Origin of the sequence: Aquamicrobium ahrensii (assembly GCF_040545755.1) — a bacterium.
Classification (GTDB): Bacteria; Pseudomonadota; Alphaproteobacteria; order Rhizobiales; family Rhizobiaceae; genus Mesorhizobium; species Mesorhizobium ahrensii.
Genome location: NZ_JBEPMN010000004.1, coordinates 146,755 through 163,239 on the forward strand (window position 1 = coordinate 146,755; position 16,485 = coordinate 163,239).

General features: G+C 62.2%; 14 protein-coding genes. 3 read left to right on the plus strand and 11 right to left on the minus strand.

Annotated features, from left to right (window positions below; genetic code table 11):
- Window positions 1–36: 36 nt before the first annotated feature.
- On the plus strand, window positions 37–1,248 hold the full coding sequence (locus ABID44_RS07755; RefSeq protein WP_354151123.1) for an NADP-dependent isocitrate dehydrogenase: 1,212 nt from the start codon (window positions 37–39) through the stop codon (window positions 1,246–1,248).
- A gap of 344 nt (window positions 1,249–1,592) precedes the next feature.
- On the plus strand, window positions 1,593–2,279 hold the full coding sequence (aqpZ, locus tag ABID44_RS07760; protein ID WP_354151124.1) for an aquaporin Z: 687 nt from the start codon (window positions 1,593–1,595) through the stop codon (window positions 2,277–2,279).
- Between the two features lie 386 nt (window positions 2,280–2,665).
- Here aqpZ and alaS read toward each other — a convergent pair whose 3' ends face one another.
- From alaS to ABID44_RS07810, 10 genes are all read right to left on the minus strand, one after another.
- Window positions 2,666–5,329, minus strand: coding sequence for an alanine--tRNA ligase (alaS, locus tag ABID44_RS07765; RefSeq protein WP_354151125.1), 2,664 nt, complete (start codon window positions 5,327–5,329; stop codon window positions 2,666–2,668).
- 273 nt (window positions 5,330–5,602) lie between these two features.
- On the minus strand, window positions 5,603–6,679 hold the full coding sequence (recA, locus tag ABID44_RS07770) for a recombinase RecA (RefSeq protein WP_354151126.1): 1,077 nt from the start codon (window positions 6,677–6,679) through the stop codon (window positions 5,603–5,605).
- A 233-nt stretch (window positions 6,680–6,912) separates the two neighbouring features.
- Window positions 6,913–7,251: a TfoX/Sxy family protein gene (locus tag ABID44_RS07775; RefSeq protein WP_354151127.1), complete on the minus strand. Its 339-nt coding sequence runs from the start codon at window positions 7,249–7,251 to the stop codon at window positions 6,913–6,915.
- Window positions 7,252–7,261: 10 nt separating this feature from the next.
- A complete protein-coding gene (sufA, locus tag ABID44_RS07780) occupies window positions 7,262–7,648 on the minus strand; it encodes a Fe-S cluster assembly scaffold SufA (RefSeq protein WP_354151128.1) in 387 nt (128 codons plus the stop codon).
- 107 nt (window positions 7,649–7,755) lie between these two features.
- Window positions 7,756–8,160, minus strand: coding sequence for an SUF system Fe-S cluster assembly protein (locus ABID44_RS07785; protein WP_378226312.1), 405 nt, complete (start codon window positions 8,158–8,160; stop codon window positions 7,756–7,758).
- Entirely contained in the window at window positions 8,157–9,398 is a 1,242-nt protein-coding gene (locus ABID44_RS07790) for a cysteine desulfurase (protein ID WP_354151129.1), read from the minus strand. Before ABID44_RS07790 ends, ABID44_RS07785 begins: the two co-directional genes overlap by 4 nt.
- Window positions 9,399–9,470: 72 nt before the next feature.
- Entirely contained in the window at window positions 9,471–10,739 is a 1,269-nt protein-coding gene (gene sufD / locus ABID44_RS07795) for a Fe-S cluster assembly protein SufD (RefSeq protein ID WP_354151130.1), read from the minus strand.
- Between the two features lie 25 nt (window positions 10,740–10,764).
- Complete coding sequence (sufC, locus tag ABID44_RS07800; RefSeq protein WP_354151131.1) at window positions 10,765–11,520, minus strand: Fe-S cluster assembly ATPase SufC; 756 nt, start codon at window positions 11,518–11,520, stop codon at window positions 10,765–10,767.
- A gap of 27 nt (window positions 11,521–11,547) precedes the next feature.
- On the minus strand, window positions 11,548–13,062 hold the full coding sequence (sufB, locus tag ABID44_RS07805; protein WP_354151132.1) for a Fe-S cluster assembly protein SufB: 1,515 nt from the start codon (window positions 13,060–13,062) through the stop codon (window positions 11,548–11,550).
- Window positions 13,063–13,219: 157 nt separating this feature from the next.
- Window positions 13,220–14,383 carry a cysteine desulfurase family protein gene (locus ABID44_RS07810; RefSeq protein ID WP_354151133.1) on the minus strand — a complete coding sequence of 388 codons (1,164 nt, stop codon included), beginning with the start codon at window positions 14,381–14,383 and terminating at the stop codon, window positions 13,220–13,222.
- A gap of 239 nt (window positions 14,384–14,622) precedes the next feature.
- Here ABID44_RS07810 and ABID44_RS07815 point away from each other — a divergent pair, with 239 nt between their 5' ends.
- Window positions 14,623–15,297, plus strand: a complete 675-nt coding sequence (locus tag ABID44_RS07815; RefSeq protein WP_354151134.1) for an alpha/beta hydrolase — start codon at window positions 14,623–14,625, stop codon at window positions 15,295–15,297.
- On the opposite strand, the gene ABID44_RS07820 is transcribed toward ABID44_RS07815, so the two are convergent.
- Window positions 15,289–16,416: an anhydro-N-acetylmuramic acid kinase gene (locus ABID44_RS07820; RefSeq protein ID WP_354151135.1), complete on the minus strand. Its 1,128-nt coding sequence runs from the start codon at window positions 16,414–16,416 to the stop codon at window positions 15,289–15,291. The two genes, ABID44_RS07815 and ABID44_RS07820, sit on opposite strands and share 9 nt — an antisense overlap.
- Window positions 16,417–16,485 lie beyond the last annotated feature (69 nt).

Sequence of the window (16,485 nt, forward strand, 5' to 3'; positions counted from 1 at the left end):
TCCGGCGAGGCCCTTTTCCAAGACGAGGCAGTTTTCATGGCGAAGATCAAGGTGGCGAACCCGGTCGTCGAGCTCGACGGCGACGAGATGACCCGCATCATCTGGCAGTTTATCAAAGACAAGCTGATTCACCCCTATCTCGACATCGATCTCGAATATTACGACCTGAGCGTCGAGCACCGCGACGCCACCGATGATCAGGTGACGATCGACGCCGCAAACGCCATCAGGAAGCACGGCGTCGGCGTGAAATGCGCCACCATCACGCCGGACGAGGCGCGCGTCGAGGAATTCAAGCTCAAGAAGATGTGGAAGTCGCCGAACGGCACCATCCGCAACATCCTCGGCGGCACCATCTTCCGCGAGCCGATCATCATGAAGAACGTGCCGCGTCTGGTGCCCGGCTGGACCCAGCCGATCATCGTCGGCCGCCACGCCTTCGGCGACCAATACCGCGCCACCGACTTCCGCTTCCCCGGCAAGGGCAAGCTGACCATCAAGTTCGTGGGCGAAGACGGCCAGACAATCGAACATGAAGTGTTCGACGCACCCGGCTCCGGCGTGGCCATGGCCATGTACAATCTCGACGAATCGATCCGCGAATTCGCCCGCGCCTCTTTGAACTACGGCCTGCTGCGCAACTATCCGGTCTACCTGTCGACCAAGAACACCATCCTCAAGGCCTATGACGGCCGCTTCAAGGATATCTTCCAGGAAGTTTACGAGAAGGAGTTCGAGGCGCAGTTCAAGGAGCGCAAGATCTGGTACGAACATCGCCTGATCGATGACATGGTGGCTTCCTCACTGAAGTGGTCGGGCGGCTATGTGTGGGCGTGCAAGAATTACGACGGCGACGTCCAGTCCGACACGGTGGCCCAGGGCTTCGGCTCGCTCGGCCTGATGACCTCGGTGCTGATGACGCCGGACGGCAAGACCGTCGAGGCGGAAGCCGCGCACGGCACCGTGACCCGACACTATCGCCAGCACCAGAAGGGCGAGCAGACCTCGACCAACTCCATCGCGTCCATCTTCGCCTGGACGCGCGGCCTCGCCCATCGCGCCAAGCTGGACGACAATGCCGCACTCAAGAGCTTCGCCGAGACGCTCGAGCGCGTCTGCATCCAGACGGTCGAGAGCGGCTTCATGACCAAGGACCTGTCGCTGCTGATCGGCCCCGACCAGCCCTGGCTGTCGACCACCGGCTTCCTCGACAAGGTGGACGAGAACCTGCAGAAGGCGATGGCCTGACACAACTGACAAGCAGGCTTGTCGCCTCCGGCAAGCCAGCAAACGGACAGGAAGGGCGGTTTCCGGAAACGGGAACCGCCCTTTTCCTTTGCCCGATCCTCTGCCGGGACAGGTGACTGCGCCCCTACAATCTTGCGATGTCCGCCTGCCGGAATGCCTTGCCTTAGGCGACGTTCGCCTCGCACGCCTTTCTCCCCGGCACGACTCACGGTAGTTTACTGCACGGTCGGGTTGTATCGTGGGGACGACGCATACAGCTTTGCCTTTTCAGTGTTCGTTCGAGCGTCGGCGCAGAACCGGAAATTTCGTCCGGCCGATGCTCTCAACCCCGAAAGAGAGGGACAATGCCTCAGAAACTCGCGGCCGAATTCTTCGGCACATTCTGGCTGGTTTTTTGCGGATGCGGCTCTGCCGTTCTTGCCGCTGCGTTTCCTGAAGTTGGCATTGGCCTGCTGGGAGTCGCGCTCGCCTTCGGCCTCACCGTCGTCACCATGGCCTATGCGGTCGGCAGGTTTTCAGGCGGCCATTTCAATCCGGCGGTTTCCGTCGGCATGGTCGTCGGCGGGCGTATGCCGGCGAGCGATCTTCCAGGCTACATCATCGCGCAGGTGGTCGGCGGCATCGTCGCGGGCGCGGTGCTCTATGTGATCGCCTCCGGGCAGCCGGGCTTCTCCGCCGGCGGCTTCGCCTCCAACGGCTATGGCGAGCTGTCGCCCGGCAAATACTCCCTGTTGTCCGGCCTGCTGATCGAGGCGGTGCTCACCGCATTCTTCATCTTCATCATCCTGGCGACGACCACAGCCAAGGCGTCGGCCGGCTTCGCGCCGCTGGCCATCGGTCTGACGCTGACGCTGATCCATCTGGTGTCGATCCCCGTCACCAACACTTCGGTCAATCCGGCCCGCTCCACCGGTGTCGCCCTCTTCGCGGAAACCGGCGCTCTAGGTCAGCTCTGGCTGTTCTGGCTCGCCCCAATCGCGGGCGCTGCGATCGGCGCGGTGATCTGGAAAGCAATCTACGCGGACGAATGAAATCTTCCGCGGCATATATGAAAAGGCGGCCTGCGGCCGCCTTTTTTCCCTTGAACGTAACCAGCAATCAAACAGATCAACTTTGCCCAAACACCGGGTTTCCGGCTCTGGTGCCCCGGCTGGCCCGCATCCGGCCGGCGGGGTACAGCACCGCAGGCTGCTCAGATAAGCGCATCGTTGCGGCCTTCTGCCTCGCCGACAACGGCCGGGCCCTGCATACCCGCACCCTCCGCGACCACCGAGCGTGGGACCTAACGCAAACATCCACGACACCACTGCAACGCGCTGACCGAGCCGGGATCGCCCTTCAAAACGGCAATACCCCGCACCTGACAGGCCGGGGCACTGACTCGTTTGGTAAAGGCGACCCTGGCGGGAGGGAGGAATCAGCCGATCAGGGACGCCTCGACCGCTGCAAGCGCCTGCCCGGCCCGGGTCCCGTCGGGACCACCGGCTTGCGCCATGTCGGGTCGGCCCCCACCGCCCTGCCCGCCAAGCGCGGCCGAAGCCTTGCGCACCAGATCAACCGCAGAAAAGCGTGCCGTGAGATCGTCGGTGACAGCCACCACGACGCTCGCCTTGCCGTCTTCGGCGACGCCAACAAAGACGACAACGCCCGAGCCGACGGACTTCTTGCCTTCATCGGCCAGCGACTTCAGATCGCGCGGAGAAACACCCTCGACCACCCTGCCGAGAAATTTCGTGCCGGCAACGTCCTTCACTTCGGAAGTGGCGTCGCCACCTGCCCCGCCGCCCAGCGCCAGCTTGCGCCGCGCCTCGGCAAGTTCACGTTCCAGCTTGCGGCGCTCCTCCATCAGAGCCTCGACGCGCGCCGGCGCCTCGGCGGGCGATACTTTCAGCATCGTCGCGACCGACTTGAGCCTCCGCTCCTGCTCATCCAGATACTGGCGCGCGGCATCTCCCGTCAGCGCCTCGATGCGGCGAACGCCGGCGGCAACCGGGCTATCGGATATGATGCGCACCAAGCCGATGTCGCCAGTGGCGCTGACATGGGTGCCGCCGCACAGTTCGATCGAATAAGGCCGGTTGGCTTTTTCGCCGTGCAGGGCCGTTCCCATCGAGACGACGCGCACCTCGTCGCCATATTTCTCGCCGAACAACGCCATGGCGCCTTCGGCGCGCGCATCGTCGACCGACATCAGCCGTGTCGTGACCGGGCCGTTCTGGACCACGATCTCGTTGGCCATGCGTTCCACCTGCTCAAGCTCCTCGGGGGCGATCGCCTTGTTGTGGGAGATGTCGAAGCGCAGGCGATCCGGAGCGACCAGAGAGCCCTTCTGGGCGACATGGGCGCCAAGCACCTCGCGCAGCGCCTCATGGATGAGGTGGGTGGCCGAGTGATTGGAGCGCAGTCTGCTGCGGCGTGCGTGGTCGACCTTCAGCTCGACCGCGGCGCCAAGCTTCACCGTGCCCGTCACAACCTGGCCGAGATGCACGAATACGCCATCGCCCTTCTTCTGCGTATCCTCGACTTCGATGGAGAGGCCCTCACCGGATATGACGCCGGTGTCGCCCATCTGACCACCGGATTCCCCGTAAAATGGCGTCTGGTTGACGACGAGCGCCACTTTCTGGCCGGCGGAGGCGCTTTCCACTTCCTTGCCCTCCTGCACCAGAGCCTGAACAATGCCTTCGGCCTGCTCCGTGTCATAGCCGAGGAACTCGGTAGCGCCGGTTTTCTCGCGCACGCCGAACCAGACCGTCTCGGTCGCCGCTTCACCCGATCCGGCCCAGTTGGCGCGGGCCTCGGCCTTCTGGCGTTCCATCGCCGCGTTGAATCCATCGAGATCGACGGCGATATTGCGCTGACGTAGCGCGTCCTGCGTCAGGTCGAGCGGGAAGCCGTAAGTGTCGTAGAGCCTGAAAGCGGTTTCCCCGTCGAGCCGGCCGCCACCACCCAGATTCTCGGTCGCCTCGTTGAGAAGGGTCAAGCCGCGCGCCAGCGTCTTGCGGAAGCGGCTTTCCTCCAGCCTCAGCGTTTCGGAAATCAGGTTCTCGGCCCTTACCAGTTCGGGATAGGCCTGCCCCATCTCGCGCACCAGCGCCGGGACCAGACGCCACATCAACGGGTCCCTTGCGCCCAGAAGCTGGGCATGGCGCATGGCGCGGCGCATGATGCGGCGCAGCACATAGCCGCGTCCCTCGTTGGAGGGCAGAACGCCATCGGCGATGAGGAAGGACGAGGCGCGCAAATGGTCGGCGATGACCCGATGGCTGGCACGGTTCGCCCCGATCGCGGGAACGCCGGTCGCTTCCTCGGAAGCGCGGATCAGCGCCTTGAAGAGGTCGATGTCATAGTTGTCATGCACGCCCTGCAGCACGGCGGCGACGCGCTCCAGCCCCATCCCGGTATCGATGGACGGGCGCGGCAGTTCGATGCGCTCCTCCTTCGCCACCTGCTCGTATTGCATGAAGACGAGGTTCCAGATTTCGATGAAGCGGTCACCATCTTCGTCGGGGCTGCCGGGGGGGCCACCGGGAATATGATCGCCGTGATCATAGAAAATTTCCGAGCAAGGACCGCAGGGACCAGTATCGCCCATCGCCCAGAAATTGTCACTGGTCGCAATGCGGATGATCTTCTCGTCTGGCAGGCCGGCTATCCGCTTCCACAGGTCGGCGGCCACCTCGTCGGTGTGATAGACGGTCACCAGCAACCTGTCCTTGGCCAGCCCGAACTCGCGGGTGATCAGGTTCCAGGCAAGCTCGATGGCCCGCTCCTTGAAATAGTCGCCGAAGGAGAAATTGCCCAGCATCTCGAAGAAGGTGTGGTGACGCGCAGTGTAGCCGACATTGTCGAGGTCGTTGTGCTTGCCCCCGGCGCGAACGCATTTCTGGGAGGTGGTTGCGCGGCTGTAGGCGCGCGTTTCGAGACCGGTAAACACGTTCTTGAACTGCACCATACCGGCATTGGTGAACATCAATGTCGGGTCGTTGCGCGGCACAAGCGGGCTGGAGGCCACAACCTCGTGACCTTCCTTGCGGAAGTAGTCGAGGAAGGTCGACCTGATCTCGTTCACACCACTCATGGAAGATGCCTTTTGGACAATAATTCGAAAAAGCGCCTCAACCAACCATGTGAGCGCCCGTGCAGAAACACAGCCTTTTAGCGGCCTGCCCGCACCCTGTCCAGAATGCCGCGCGCCGCTCCGGACTGTCGGAGATGCGATAGCGAACACCGGCGTTACACAACAAGCTGCAAAACCTTTTTTACCGTTCCGGAAAACCACAACGCCGGCCTGAAAAGACCGGCGTTTTGGTTACGATACACAGCGCGTGTCGCAGCGCCCGGATATCGAGGATTAACCCTCTCCCGCTTCCGCCTCGAAACCACCGTCTTCAAGGAACTTCTCCGCTATCAGGCCCGCACTCTGGCGAAGCGCCATTTCGATCTCGCGCGCCGTATCGGGATTGTCGCGCAGGAACTGCTTGGCGTTCTCGCGCCCCTGACCGAGACGCTGCGAATTGTAGGAGAACCACGCCCCGGACTTCTCCACCACTCCGGCCTTGACGCCGAGGTCGATGAGCTCGCCGGTCTTCGACACGCCTTCGCCATACATGATGTCGAACTCGACCACCTTGAAGGGCGGGGCAAGCTTGTTCTTGACCACCTTGACGCGGGTCTGGTTGCCGACCACCTCGTCACGATCCTTGACCGAGCCGATACGGCGAATATCGAGACGCACCGAGGCGTAGAACTTGAGCGCGTTGCCGCCGGTGGTCGTCTCCGGGGAGCCGAACATGACGCCGATCTTCATGCGGATCTGGTTGATGAAGATGACCATGGTGTTGGAGCGCGAGATCGACGCCGTCAGCTTGCGCAGCGCCTGGCTCATGAGGCGGGCCTGCAGGCCGGGCAGAGAATCGCCCATTTCGCCCTCGATTTCGGCGCGCGGGGTCAGCGCAGCCACCGAATCCACCACCAGAACATCGATCGCGCCGGAGCGCACCAGCGTGTCGCAAATCTCCAGCGCCTGCTCACCGGTGTCCGGCTGCGAGATCAGGAGGTTTTCGAGATCAACGCCAAGCTTGCGGGCATAGACGGGGTCAAGCGCATGTTCGGCGTCGACGAACGCGCAAATGCCGCCCTTCTTCTGGGCCTCGGCCACTGTATGAAGAGCCAGCGTCGTCTTGCCCGAGCTTTCGGGACCGTAAACCTCGATAATACGCCCGCGCGGCAGGCCGCCCACGCCCAGCGCAATGTCGAGGCCGAGCGATCCGGTCGAGACCGTCTCTATCTCCACCACCTGCTCGTTTGCGCCCAGACGCATAATCGAGCCTTTGCCGAAAGCCCGCTCGATCTGCGACAGGGCCGCGTCCAGAGCCTTTGATTTGTCCACCGAATTGTCCTCTACAAGCCGTAATGAATTCTGAGCCATGATACAGCACCCTTTGGTCGTCAATGATAGACGGACAATCGTTGACCGCTCACATTTTTGTACCTCTTTTGTTCCAATCTGGCAAGAGTTATTAACTATTTGTTTTTATTTGAAAAACCTAATATGTTCTCATTTTGTTTAAAGACCGGATGCGCCTTTGTGGAGATGTGAATATTGCAGGCGGGAACACACGGCCCCGAATCGAAGCCCCGCCTGACCCCATGCTAGGCGGCTCAGCGCGCCAGCCTCTCTTCCTGCGCCGCTGCCCGCAATCCGGCGTCATAAGCCTTGCGGGCCCACATCGTCATTTCATCGGGATCATCGAATGCGGCCTCGGGCACGGTCCAATAGGGCATGGCCACCTTCCTGCCTTTTCCGCGATAGGTCCATTGCCGGGAGCCGGCGGCCGCGAAGTCGGGACCGCTTTCGGCATCCGCCTTGAGCATCAGTTCGTCCTGCAGAACAATGGCTATGATGACGCCTCGATGGTAGACGCCCTTGCCGCCGAACAGACGGCGTATGGTAACCGCGCCGAGGCCTTCGAAAAGGTCGTCGATACGCGCATTGTCCATGGCGGGCAGTTCAGGCGTCGGCTGCGGCGCGAGCCTCGGCCAGAGCCTTCAGATCGGCGGGCTTGAGTTCCACGGATTCGCCGCAACCACACGCGGAAGACTGGTTGGGATTGCGGAATACGAAGCCGGTGCGCAACGTTCCAACCTCGAAATCCATTTCGGTGCCGAGCAGGAAAAGCGCGGCTTCCGGCGCGACGTAGACATGTGCGCCCCGATGCTCGACATGGTCGTCTTTCGGGTTCGGCTGAGTGACCAGATCGATGGTGTACTCCATGCCGGCGCAACCGCCTTTTTTCACTCCGATGCGAATGCCATGCGCGCCCTCGCGCGAGGAGGCGATCTCCTGCACGCGTTCGGCTGCCTTCTCGGTCAGCGTCATGACGGAAAAACGTGCCATGCCAGTCTTCTCCATGCCACGCGGGTTAAAGGCCCGCCGGAATGACCTTCTTTATCTCCCCCCAAGATGGGGGAATTCGGAACTCGCCGCAAGGGCGCGACCGGCGTTCAATACCAGCCGACGGCGATCTGCGCCTCTTCCGACATGCGATCCGGAGTCCATGGCGGATCGAAGGTCATGTTGACCTCGACGCCGGAAACCCCTTCCACCGCGCCCACCGCGTTCTGAACCCAGCCGGGCATCTCGCCGGCGACCGGACAGCCGGGCGCGGTCAGCGTCATGTCGATCATGACGGTGCGGTCGTCCTCGATATCGATGCGGTAAATCAGGCCAAGCTCATAGATATCGGCCGGGATTTCCGGGTCATAGACGGTCTTGAGCGCGGAAATGATATCGTCGGTCAGCCGCGCCAGTTCGTCCTCGGAAATGTTCGAAACCGGCGCGGTTGCGATGGCCTGTTCAGGCTGTCCGTCGGCTTCGGCGTTCGTGGTGGTCTCATCCATATCCGTCATCCGAAAAATTTCCGCGCCTTTTCCAGCGCCTCCGCCAGGGCGTCGATCTCGGCTTTGGTGTTGTACATGCCGAAGGATGCCCTGCATGTGGAGGTGACGCCGAAGCGTTTCAACAGCGGCTGGGCGCAATGGGTGCCGGCGCGCACTGCAACGCCCTGACGGTCGATCACCATCGAGACGTCATGCGCATGAATGCCCTGAAGCTCAAAGGAAACGATGGCTCCCTTGTCCGCAGCTTCTCCAAAAATGCGCAGCGAATTGATGGCGCGTAGCCGTTCATGCGCATAATCGGTCAGTTCGGCCTCATGCGCGGCGATGCGCTGGCGGCCGATGCTGTCCATGTAGTCCAGAGCTGCGCCCAGCCCTATCGCCTGAACGATGGGTGGTGTGCCGGCCTCGAAGCGGTGGGGCGGAGCGTTATAGGTGACCGTGTCCTCGGTCACCTCCTCGATCATCTCGCCGCCCCCCATGAAGGGCCGCATCGCCTCCAGCCGCTCCGTCTTGCCGTACAGAACGCCGATGCCAGAGGGGCCGTAAACCTTGTGGCCCGTAAAGACGAAGAAATCGCAATCGAGGTCCTGCACGTCGACCGGCATATGAACGGCGCTCTGGCTCCCATCGACCAGAACCGGAATGCCGCGCGCATGGGCGATACGGCAGATTTCCCGGATCGGCGTCACGGTGCCAAGCGCATTGGACATATGAGTGATGGCGACCAGCTTCGTGCGATCGGTCAGGCTCTTCTCGAAATCCTCGAGATGCAGCGCGCCAAGATCGTCCACCGGCACCCAGACCAGCTTCGCGCCCTGCCGTTCGCGGATAAAATGCCAGGGCACGATGTTGGAATGGTGCTCCAGGATCGACAGCACGATCTCGTCGCCCTCGCCGATGTTCGGCATGCCGAACCCGTAAGCCACGGTGTTGATCGCGGCGGTCGAGTTCGAGGTGAAGATGATGTTGTCGGTGGACGGCGCATTGAGGAAGCGGCGCACGCTCTCACGCGCCTTTTCATAGGCGTCGGTGGCGGCGTTGGAAAGGAAATGCAGGCCGCGATGGACGTTTGCGTATTCCAGGGAATAGGCATGCTGGATCACGTCCAGCACCACCTGAGGCTTTTGCGCCGACGCGCCGTTGTCGAGATAGACCAGCGGCTTGCCATGCACCTGCCGGGCAAGGATCGGGAAGTCGCGGCGAATAGCCTCGACATCATAAGGGGTCGTCTCGATCTTCTGGTCCATTGCTCGTTCTCTACACCGCGTTCCCGAATCCCCCACCCATACGGGAGGGGGACGCCGATCAGGCCCAAATGCTCAGCCGTGCGTGGCGAACCACTGGTCGAGCCGGATTTCGAGGGCCTCGACGATCTCCTCGTCTTCCAGTTCCTCGATCACCTCAGCGACGAAGGCCTTCACCAGGAGACCGCGCGCCGTCTTCTCGGTAACGCCGCGCGACATCAGGTAGAAAAGATGGTCGCCGTGGATTTCCGTCACCGTCGCGCCATGGCCGCAGGCCACGTCGTCAGCGAAGATCTCCAGCTCCGGCTTGGCCGAAAATTCGGCGTCGTCGGACAACAGAAGCGTGTTGCAGGCCATGCGCGCATCGGTCTTCTGCGCAACCTGATGGACATTGATGCGCCCCTGGAACACGCCATGGGCCTTGCCGGTCACCACATTGCGCACGATCTCCGTGGAGCCGGTATGCGGAACCGTATGGTCAAGCACCATAGTCAAGTCGGTGTGGCTGTCGCCCGCAAGCAGGTTGACGCCGCGCAACTGGAAATCCGAGCCCTCGCCCGCGACCTTGACCAGCACTTCCTGACGCACCAGCTTGCCGCCGGCGTTCATGACGAACAGCGTCAGCTTGGCGTCCTTTCCGATCACAGCCTTGAACTGCGCCAGATATTGCGCGGTTTCGGGCTGCTCCTGCACGATCAGCCAGGTCACCTCGGCGCCATCGCCAACCTGAAGCTGGCTGACGGACGTGGCAAGCCCCGCGCCTTCGCCTGTCTGACGCTCCACGATGACAGCACGGGAACCCGCGCCGACATTGACCGCCAGACGCACATGGCTCTGGCCGCCGGCCTGCAGGTTCTGAAGTTCGACCGGCTTTTCAAGTTTGACGCCTTCGGCGATGTCGAGCGCGACTCCATCCGCCACGAAGGCGGCATTGATCGCGCCGATCGCGTCGTCGGAACCATAAGTCTCCAGCGAAGCGGCAAAAGCGCCATCGGCCAGCCGCTCGGCAAGCGGAGCGAACGAAACGCCATTGTCGAGCACCGGCTTGCCGGAAACAGCGCCATTCACCAGCGTGACCAGTCCCGAACCTTCCAGAAGCGGGTCGAGCGCCTTGACGGATGCCGTGGTGTCGAACTCCGGCACCTTGTTCAGGAGCCGGCGCAGATCGGTATAGTGCCAGGTCTCGACGCGGCGCGTGGGCAGGCCCGCCTTGATCGCCTCGATGGCGCCGTCGCGCCTGACCGTCACCGCGCTGTCGCCCGGCAGTGCGCCCAGCCGCTCGCCGAAGGCCTCGATGAGGGCCGTCTCGGCGGGCGTAAGCTGCGGGGTTGCGTGTATGTTCATTGCATTCACCTCACGTTCCGCCGCCTCAGGCGGCTTCACCGATCACGCCGGCATAGCCATTGGCTTCAAGTTCGAGCGCCAGCGACTTGTCGCCGGACTTGATGACCTGTCCCTTGTAGAGGACATGCACGGAGTCGGGCACGATATGCTCCAGCAGGCGCTGGTAGTGGGTGATGACGAGGAAGGCGCGGTCGGGCGCACGCTGCGAATTCACACCCTCGGCCACGACCTTCAACGCATCGATGTCGAGGCCGGAATCGGTTTCGTCCAGCACGCACAGCTTCGGCTGCAGGAGCTTCATCTGCAGAATTTCGGCGCGCTTCTTCTCGCCGCCCGAGAAGCCGACATTGAGCGGGCGCTTGAGCATGGACATGTCCATGTTGAGCGTGCCGGCGACTTCCTTCACGCGGGCGATGAATTCGGAAATCTTCAGCGGCTCCTCACCGCGCGCCTTGCGCTGCTCGTTCATGGCCACCTTGAGGAATTCCATGGTGGCGACGCCCGGTATCTCCATCGGATATTGGAAGGCGAGGAAAATTCCGGTCGCGGCGCGCTCGGCAGGGTCCATCTCGAGGATGGACTCGCCATTGTAGAGGATGTCGCCTTCGGTCACTTCATAATCGTCGCGCCCGGCGAGGATATAGGACAGCGTGGACTTGCCGGAGCCGTTAGGGCCCATGATGGCGGCGACTTCGCCGGCCTTCACCGTAAGGTTCAGCCCGCGGATGATCTCGGCGCCGTCCTCGGCGATACGGGCGTGGAGGTTTCTGATCTCAAGCATTTGTTCTTCCTGAATATCTGTAAACGGTCAGCCGACCGAACCTTCGAGCGAGATACCGATGAGCTTCTGCGCCTCGACGGCGAATTCCATCGGCAGTTCCTGAATGACCTCCTTGACGAAGCCGTTGACGATGAGCGCGATGGCTTCCTCTTCGGGGATGCCGCGCTGCATGACGTAAAACTTCTGGTCATCGGAAATCTTCGAGGTGGTGGCTTCGTGCTCGAACTGGGCGGTGGAGTTCTTGGCCTCCATGTAAGGCACGGTGTGCGCGCCGCACTGGTCGCCGATCAGCAGCGAGTCGCAGTTGGTGAAGTTGCGCGCATTCGTGGCCTTGCGGTGGGCGGACACCTGACCGCGATAGGTGTTCTGCGAAAAGCCGGCGGCGATGCCCTTGGAGATGATGCGGCTCCTGGTGTTCTTGCCGAGATGAATCATCTTGGTGCCACTGTCGATCTGCTGATGGCCGTTGGAGACGGCGATCGAGTAGAATTCGCCCTGGCTGTCGTCGCCGCGCAGGATGCAGCTCGGATATTTCCAGGTGATGGCTGAACCCGTCTCCACCTGCGTCCAGGAAATTTTCGAGCGCGCACCGCGACAATCGCCACGTTTGGTGACGAAATTGTAGATGCCGCCCTTGCCTTCCTTGTCGCCCGGATACCAGTTCTGGACGGTCGAATATTTGATCTCGGCGTCATCGAGCGCGATCAGCTCGACAACGGCGGCGTGCAACTGGTTCTCGTCACGCTGCGGAGCGGTGCAGCCCTCCAGATAGGACACATACGAGCCTTCTTCGGCGATGATGAGGGTGCGCTCGAACTGGCCGGTGTCCTTTTCGTTGATGCGGAAGTAGGTCGACAGCTCCATCGGGCAACGCACGCCCTTCGGCACGTAGACGAACGACCCGTCGGTAAACACGGCCGAGTTGAGCGTCGCGTAGTAATTGTCGCTCACCGGCACGACGGAAGCGAGATATTTGCGCACGAGATCCGGGTGCTCTTGGATCGCCTCGGAGATCGAGCAGAAGATCACGCCGGCCTTGGCCAGCTCTTCCTTGAAGGTGGTGACGACGGAAATGGAATCGAACACCGCATCGACCGCGACACGGCCGGAAGCATAGACATTGTCGCTGGCCTCTCCATCTTCCGCCGCAGACTTCTGCACGCCGGCGAGGATTTCCTGCTCGCGAAGCGGAATGCCGAGCTTTTCATAGGTGCGCAGCAGTTCGGGATCGACCTCGTCGAGCGACCTCGGCCCGCTCTGGTTCTTCGGCGCGGCGTAATAGTGGATATCCTGAAAATCGATCTTCGGATACGAAACGCGCGCCCAAGACGGCTCCTCCATAGTCAGCCAGCGCCTATAGGCCTCCAGCCGCCACTCGAGCATCCACTCGGGTTCCTGTTTCTTGTTCGAGATGAAGCGAATAATGTCTTCGCTAAGACCCTTGGGGGCCTTTTCGGTCTCGATCTCAGTCTCGAAACCATATTTGTACTGATCGACGTCGATCTCGCGAACGGCATCAATCGTTTCCTGCACAGCAGCCACAGGCGTTCTCCATCCTTATCGGGGGCAAGGCCCGACAGTTTTCAAACTATGGCGCCCCCCCTTCCGGGCGGCGTAAGTTCCATATAGTGCGTCCATACCGGGATTTCACCCGGCCATAACCGCACAGCTTGACCGGGCCAGGCCCGTGCGGCCGCCCTCAGGCAGCCCTGTTCCCACCGGAGCGGCGGGACGCGATGCCCGCCAGCGCCGAACGGAACAGTTCAAGGTCCTGCGTATCCGTCGCCTGCCCGACGGACACACGCAGCGCACCCTGGAATTCATCGAAGCCCATCGCCGTCAGCACATGGCTCGCGCCAACCTTGCCCGACGAGCATGCGGAGCCGGCAGACAGCGCCACTCCGGCAAGGTCGAAGGCGATCTGGGCCGTCTCGGCCTTGAGGCCGGGAATGGCGAAGAAAATCGTATTGGCCAGACGCGGCGCAGCGCGTCCGAAGATGACGGCGTCGGGAACTAGCTCCAGAAGCGTCGCTTCGAAGCGGTCGCGCAACTCCCGTATATTTTCGATCGTCTGAAGCCCTTCAAGCGCGGCGAAGGCGGCCGCACCGAACCCGGCGATCCCGACGAGGTTTTCAGTTCCGCCGCGATGGCCCTTTTCCTGCCCGCCACCCGTAACCAGCGGCGTCGGCATCATGAGGTCGGCAGCGGCGATGATCGCGCCGATACCCTTGGGGCCGCCGATCTTGTGAGCGGAAAGAATCAGATAATCCGCGCAAGGCTTTGACATATCGAGTGGAACGCGCCCTGCGGCCTGGACCGCATCCAGCACAAGAACCCCGCCGGCGGCCTTGACGACAGCGGCGATTTGTTCGAGCGACTGCACAACGCCGGTTTCATTATTGGCGGCATGAACGGCGACAAGCGCCAGCCCCTGCTCCTTGTCGTGGGCGGCCAGCGCGGCGGCCAGTTCGTCCAGCTTTAACAGGCCGTCACGATCGACGCCGATCCGCGTAACCTGATCAGCCGGGAAGCGCCCGCCGCCGCGCAGACAGGGATGGTCGGCCGTGCAGACATAAAGATGACTGAAGCTCAGCGCCGCCTTGCCCATCCGCCACTGCGGCGTGAGCAGAGTCGTGGCGGCCTCGGTCGCCCCTGACGTGAACACGACGTGCTGCGGCTGGGCATGCGCCAGAGCGGCGACCTGGCGGCGCGCATCCTCGATCAGACGTCGCGCAGCACGACCTTCGCCATGGACGGATGACGGGTTGGCGGCCACGTCCAGCGCCGCGACCACAGCCTCGCGCGCCTGCCAAAGAAGCGGCGCGCTGGCGTTGTAGTCGAGATAGGCGCGAACGGCTGCCATTTTCCTGTCCGATTCTCCCTGCATGAAGCCTGACGCCAAGCTTCGGCGTTATTTCCTTGAAATCTTAAGGCCAGCCGTCCTATCTACGCATCAGCGGCGTGGGTGGGCCAACCACTCAGTTTTGAACAGTTCTAATCTAGCTTCTAAGAAGACCTTCGCCTCACGTCAAGGTCGAATCTTGTGGGTAGCGTTCAAGAATTGTTCTGACGCCGCCAGTCAGTCTGCAGTCGGAGTTATTGATGCCAGAGGTCATTTTCACGGGTCCGGCCGGTCGGCTGGAAGGTCGCTATCAACCTTCCAGGGAGAAGAACGCGCCTATTGCGATCGTGCTTCATCCGCATCCGCAGTTCGGCGGAACGATGAACAACAAGATCGTTTACGACCTCTTTTACATGTTCCAGAAGCGCGATTTCACCACGCTGCGCTTCAACTTCCGCGGTATCGGCCGCAGCCAGGGCGCGTTCGACCATGGCGTCGGCGAATTGTCGGACGCCGCCGCGGCGCTCGACTGGGTGCAATCCCTGCACCCCGATTCGAAGAGCTGTTGGGTCGCCGGGTATTCGTTCGGCGCCTGGATCGGGATGCAGTTGCTGATGCGCCGGCCGGAGATCGAGGGCTTCATGTCGATCGCTCCGCAGCCGAACACCTACGATTTCTCGTTCCTGGCGCCCTGCCCGTCGTCCGGCCTCATCATCCATGGCGATGCCGACAAGGTGGCTCCGCCGAAGGATGTTCAGGGTCTGGTCGACAAGCTGCACACGCAAAAGGGCATTACGATCACCCAGAAGACGTTGCCCGGAGCCAACCACTTCTTCACCAGCGATGCAGATCTTCTGCTTGAGGAGTGCGCCGACTATCTGGACCGCCGCCTTGCCGGCGAACTGGCCGATCCGCGCCCCAAGCGCCTAAGGTAACGGTTTCACCAGAACGCCGCCGCTCACCGGCTTTCCGCACCCCGTCGTGGTCGGAAAGGTGAGCGGCAGGCTTTTCAGCGACCGCGCCGCCAGATAGGCCCAGGCTTCCGCCTCGGTCGCGTCGCCGTCGAGATCGGCTTGCTCGGCGGAAATCACCTCTGCGCCCAGGGCTTCCGCTCCTGCCCTCAGCTCGTGCATGATGTGCGGGTTCTTGCGGCCCCCACCACAGACGATCCATAATGCCGGCGCTTGCGGCAGATGTTCAACGGCTTTCAGAATTGCGGCGGCCGTTACTGCCGCCAGCGTGCGCGCGCCGTCAGCCAGTTCCAGCCCATCGACTTCGGCCAGCGTGAAATCGCCTCGATCGAGCGATTTCGGACCCGGCTCGGCGAAAAACGGCTTGCCGAGATAGCGGCCGACAATCTGTTCGTTCACCACTCCTTTCGCGGCTATCGCACCATCGGCATCGAAGGAAACGCCGGCTTCCCGCGCCACCCATTGGTCGATCAGCCCGTTGCCGGGGCCCGTATCGAAGGCGACCGGATCGCCTTCCAGCGGCACATATGTAATGTTCGAGATGCCGCCTACATTGACAAAAACAACCGGGAATTTTCCCGTCAATCGTGGCAGCGAGCGTGCAAGCGCAGCATGATAGGCGGGAACCAGCGGGGCCCCCTGCCCGCCATGGCGCATATCCTCGGCCCGCATGTCGAACACCACAGGCAGGCCGGTGAGATCGGCCAGCAACCGCCCATCGCCAAGCTGCACGGTCAGTGCCTGCTGCGGCCGGTGCAGCACCGTCTGGCCATGGAAACCGATCAGTTCGGGTTTTCCCCATGCCCGCGCCTGTCCATTGAGGAAAGCTTTCACTGCCCCGGCGTGCCGGCGGGTGATTTCCCTTTCGAGCGCGGCAAGATCGCCGGGGCGATCGGTGCGGGTTTCAATCCGCTTCGCCACCTCCAGCCCTGCCGCGATGCGATCGCGAAAAGCGGCTTCATAAGGCACGGACAGACCTGGCCCACGCTCGACGATATCGACGCCGTCCGTACGCAGCATGGCGAGGTCGATGCCGTCCATTGAAGTGCCGCTCATCAGGCCGATTGCGCAGATTGTCGCCATTGGGCTCGCTGTCCTTGTGATTCCCCGCCCGCAGATGCTAAACGCGCGCGGTCACACTTGCCACGCCGG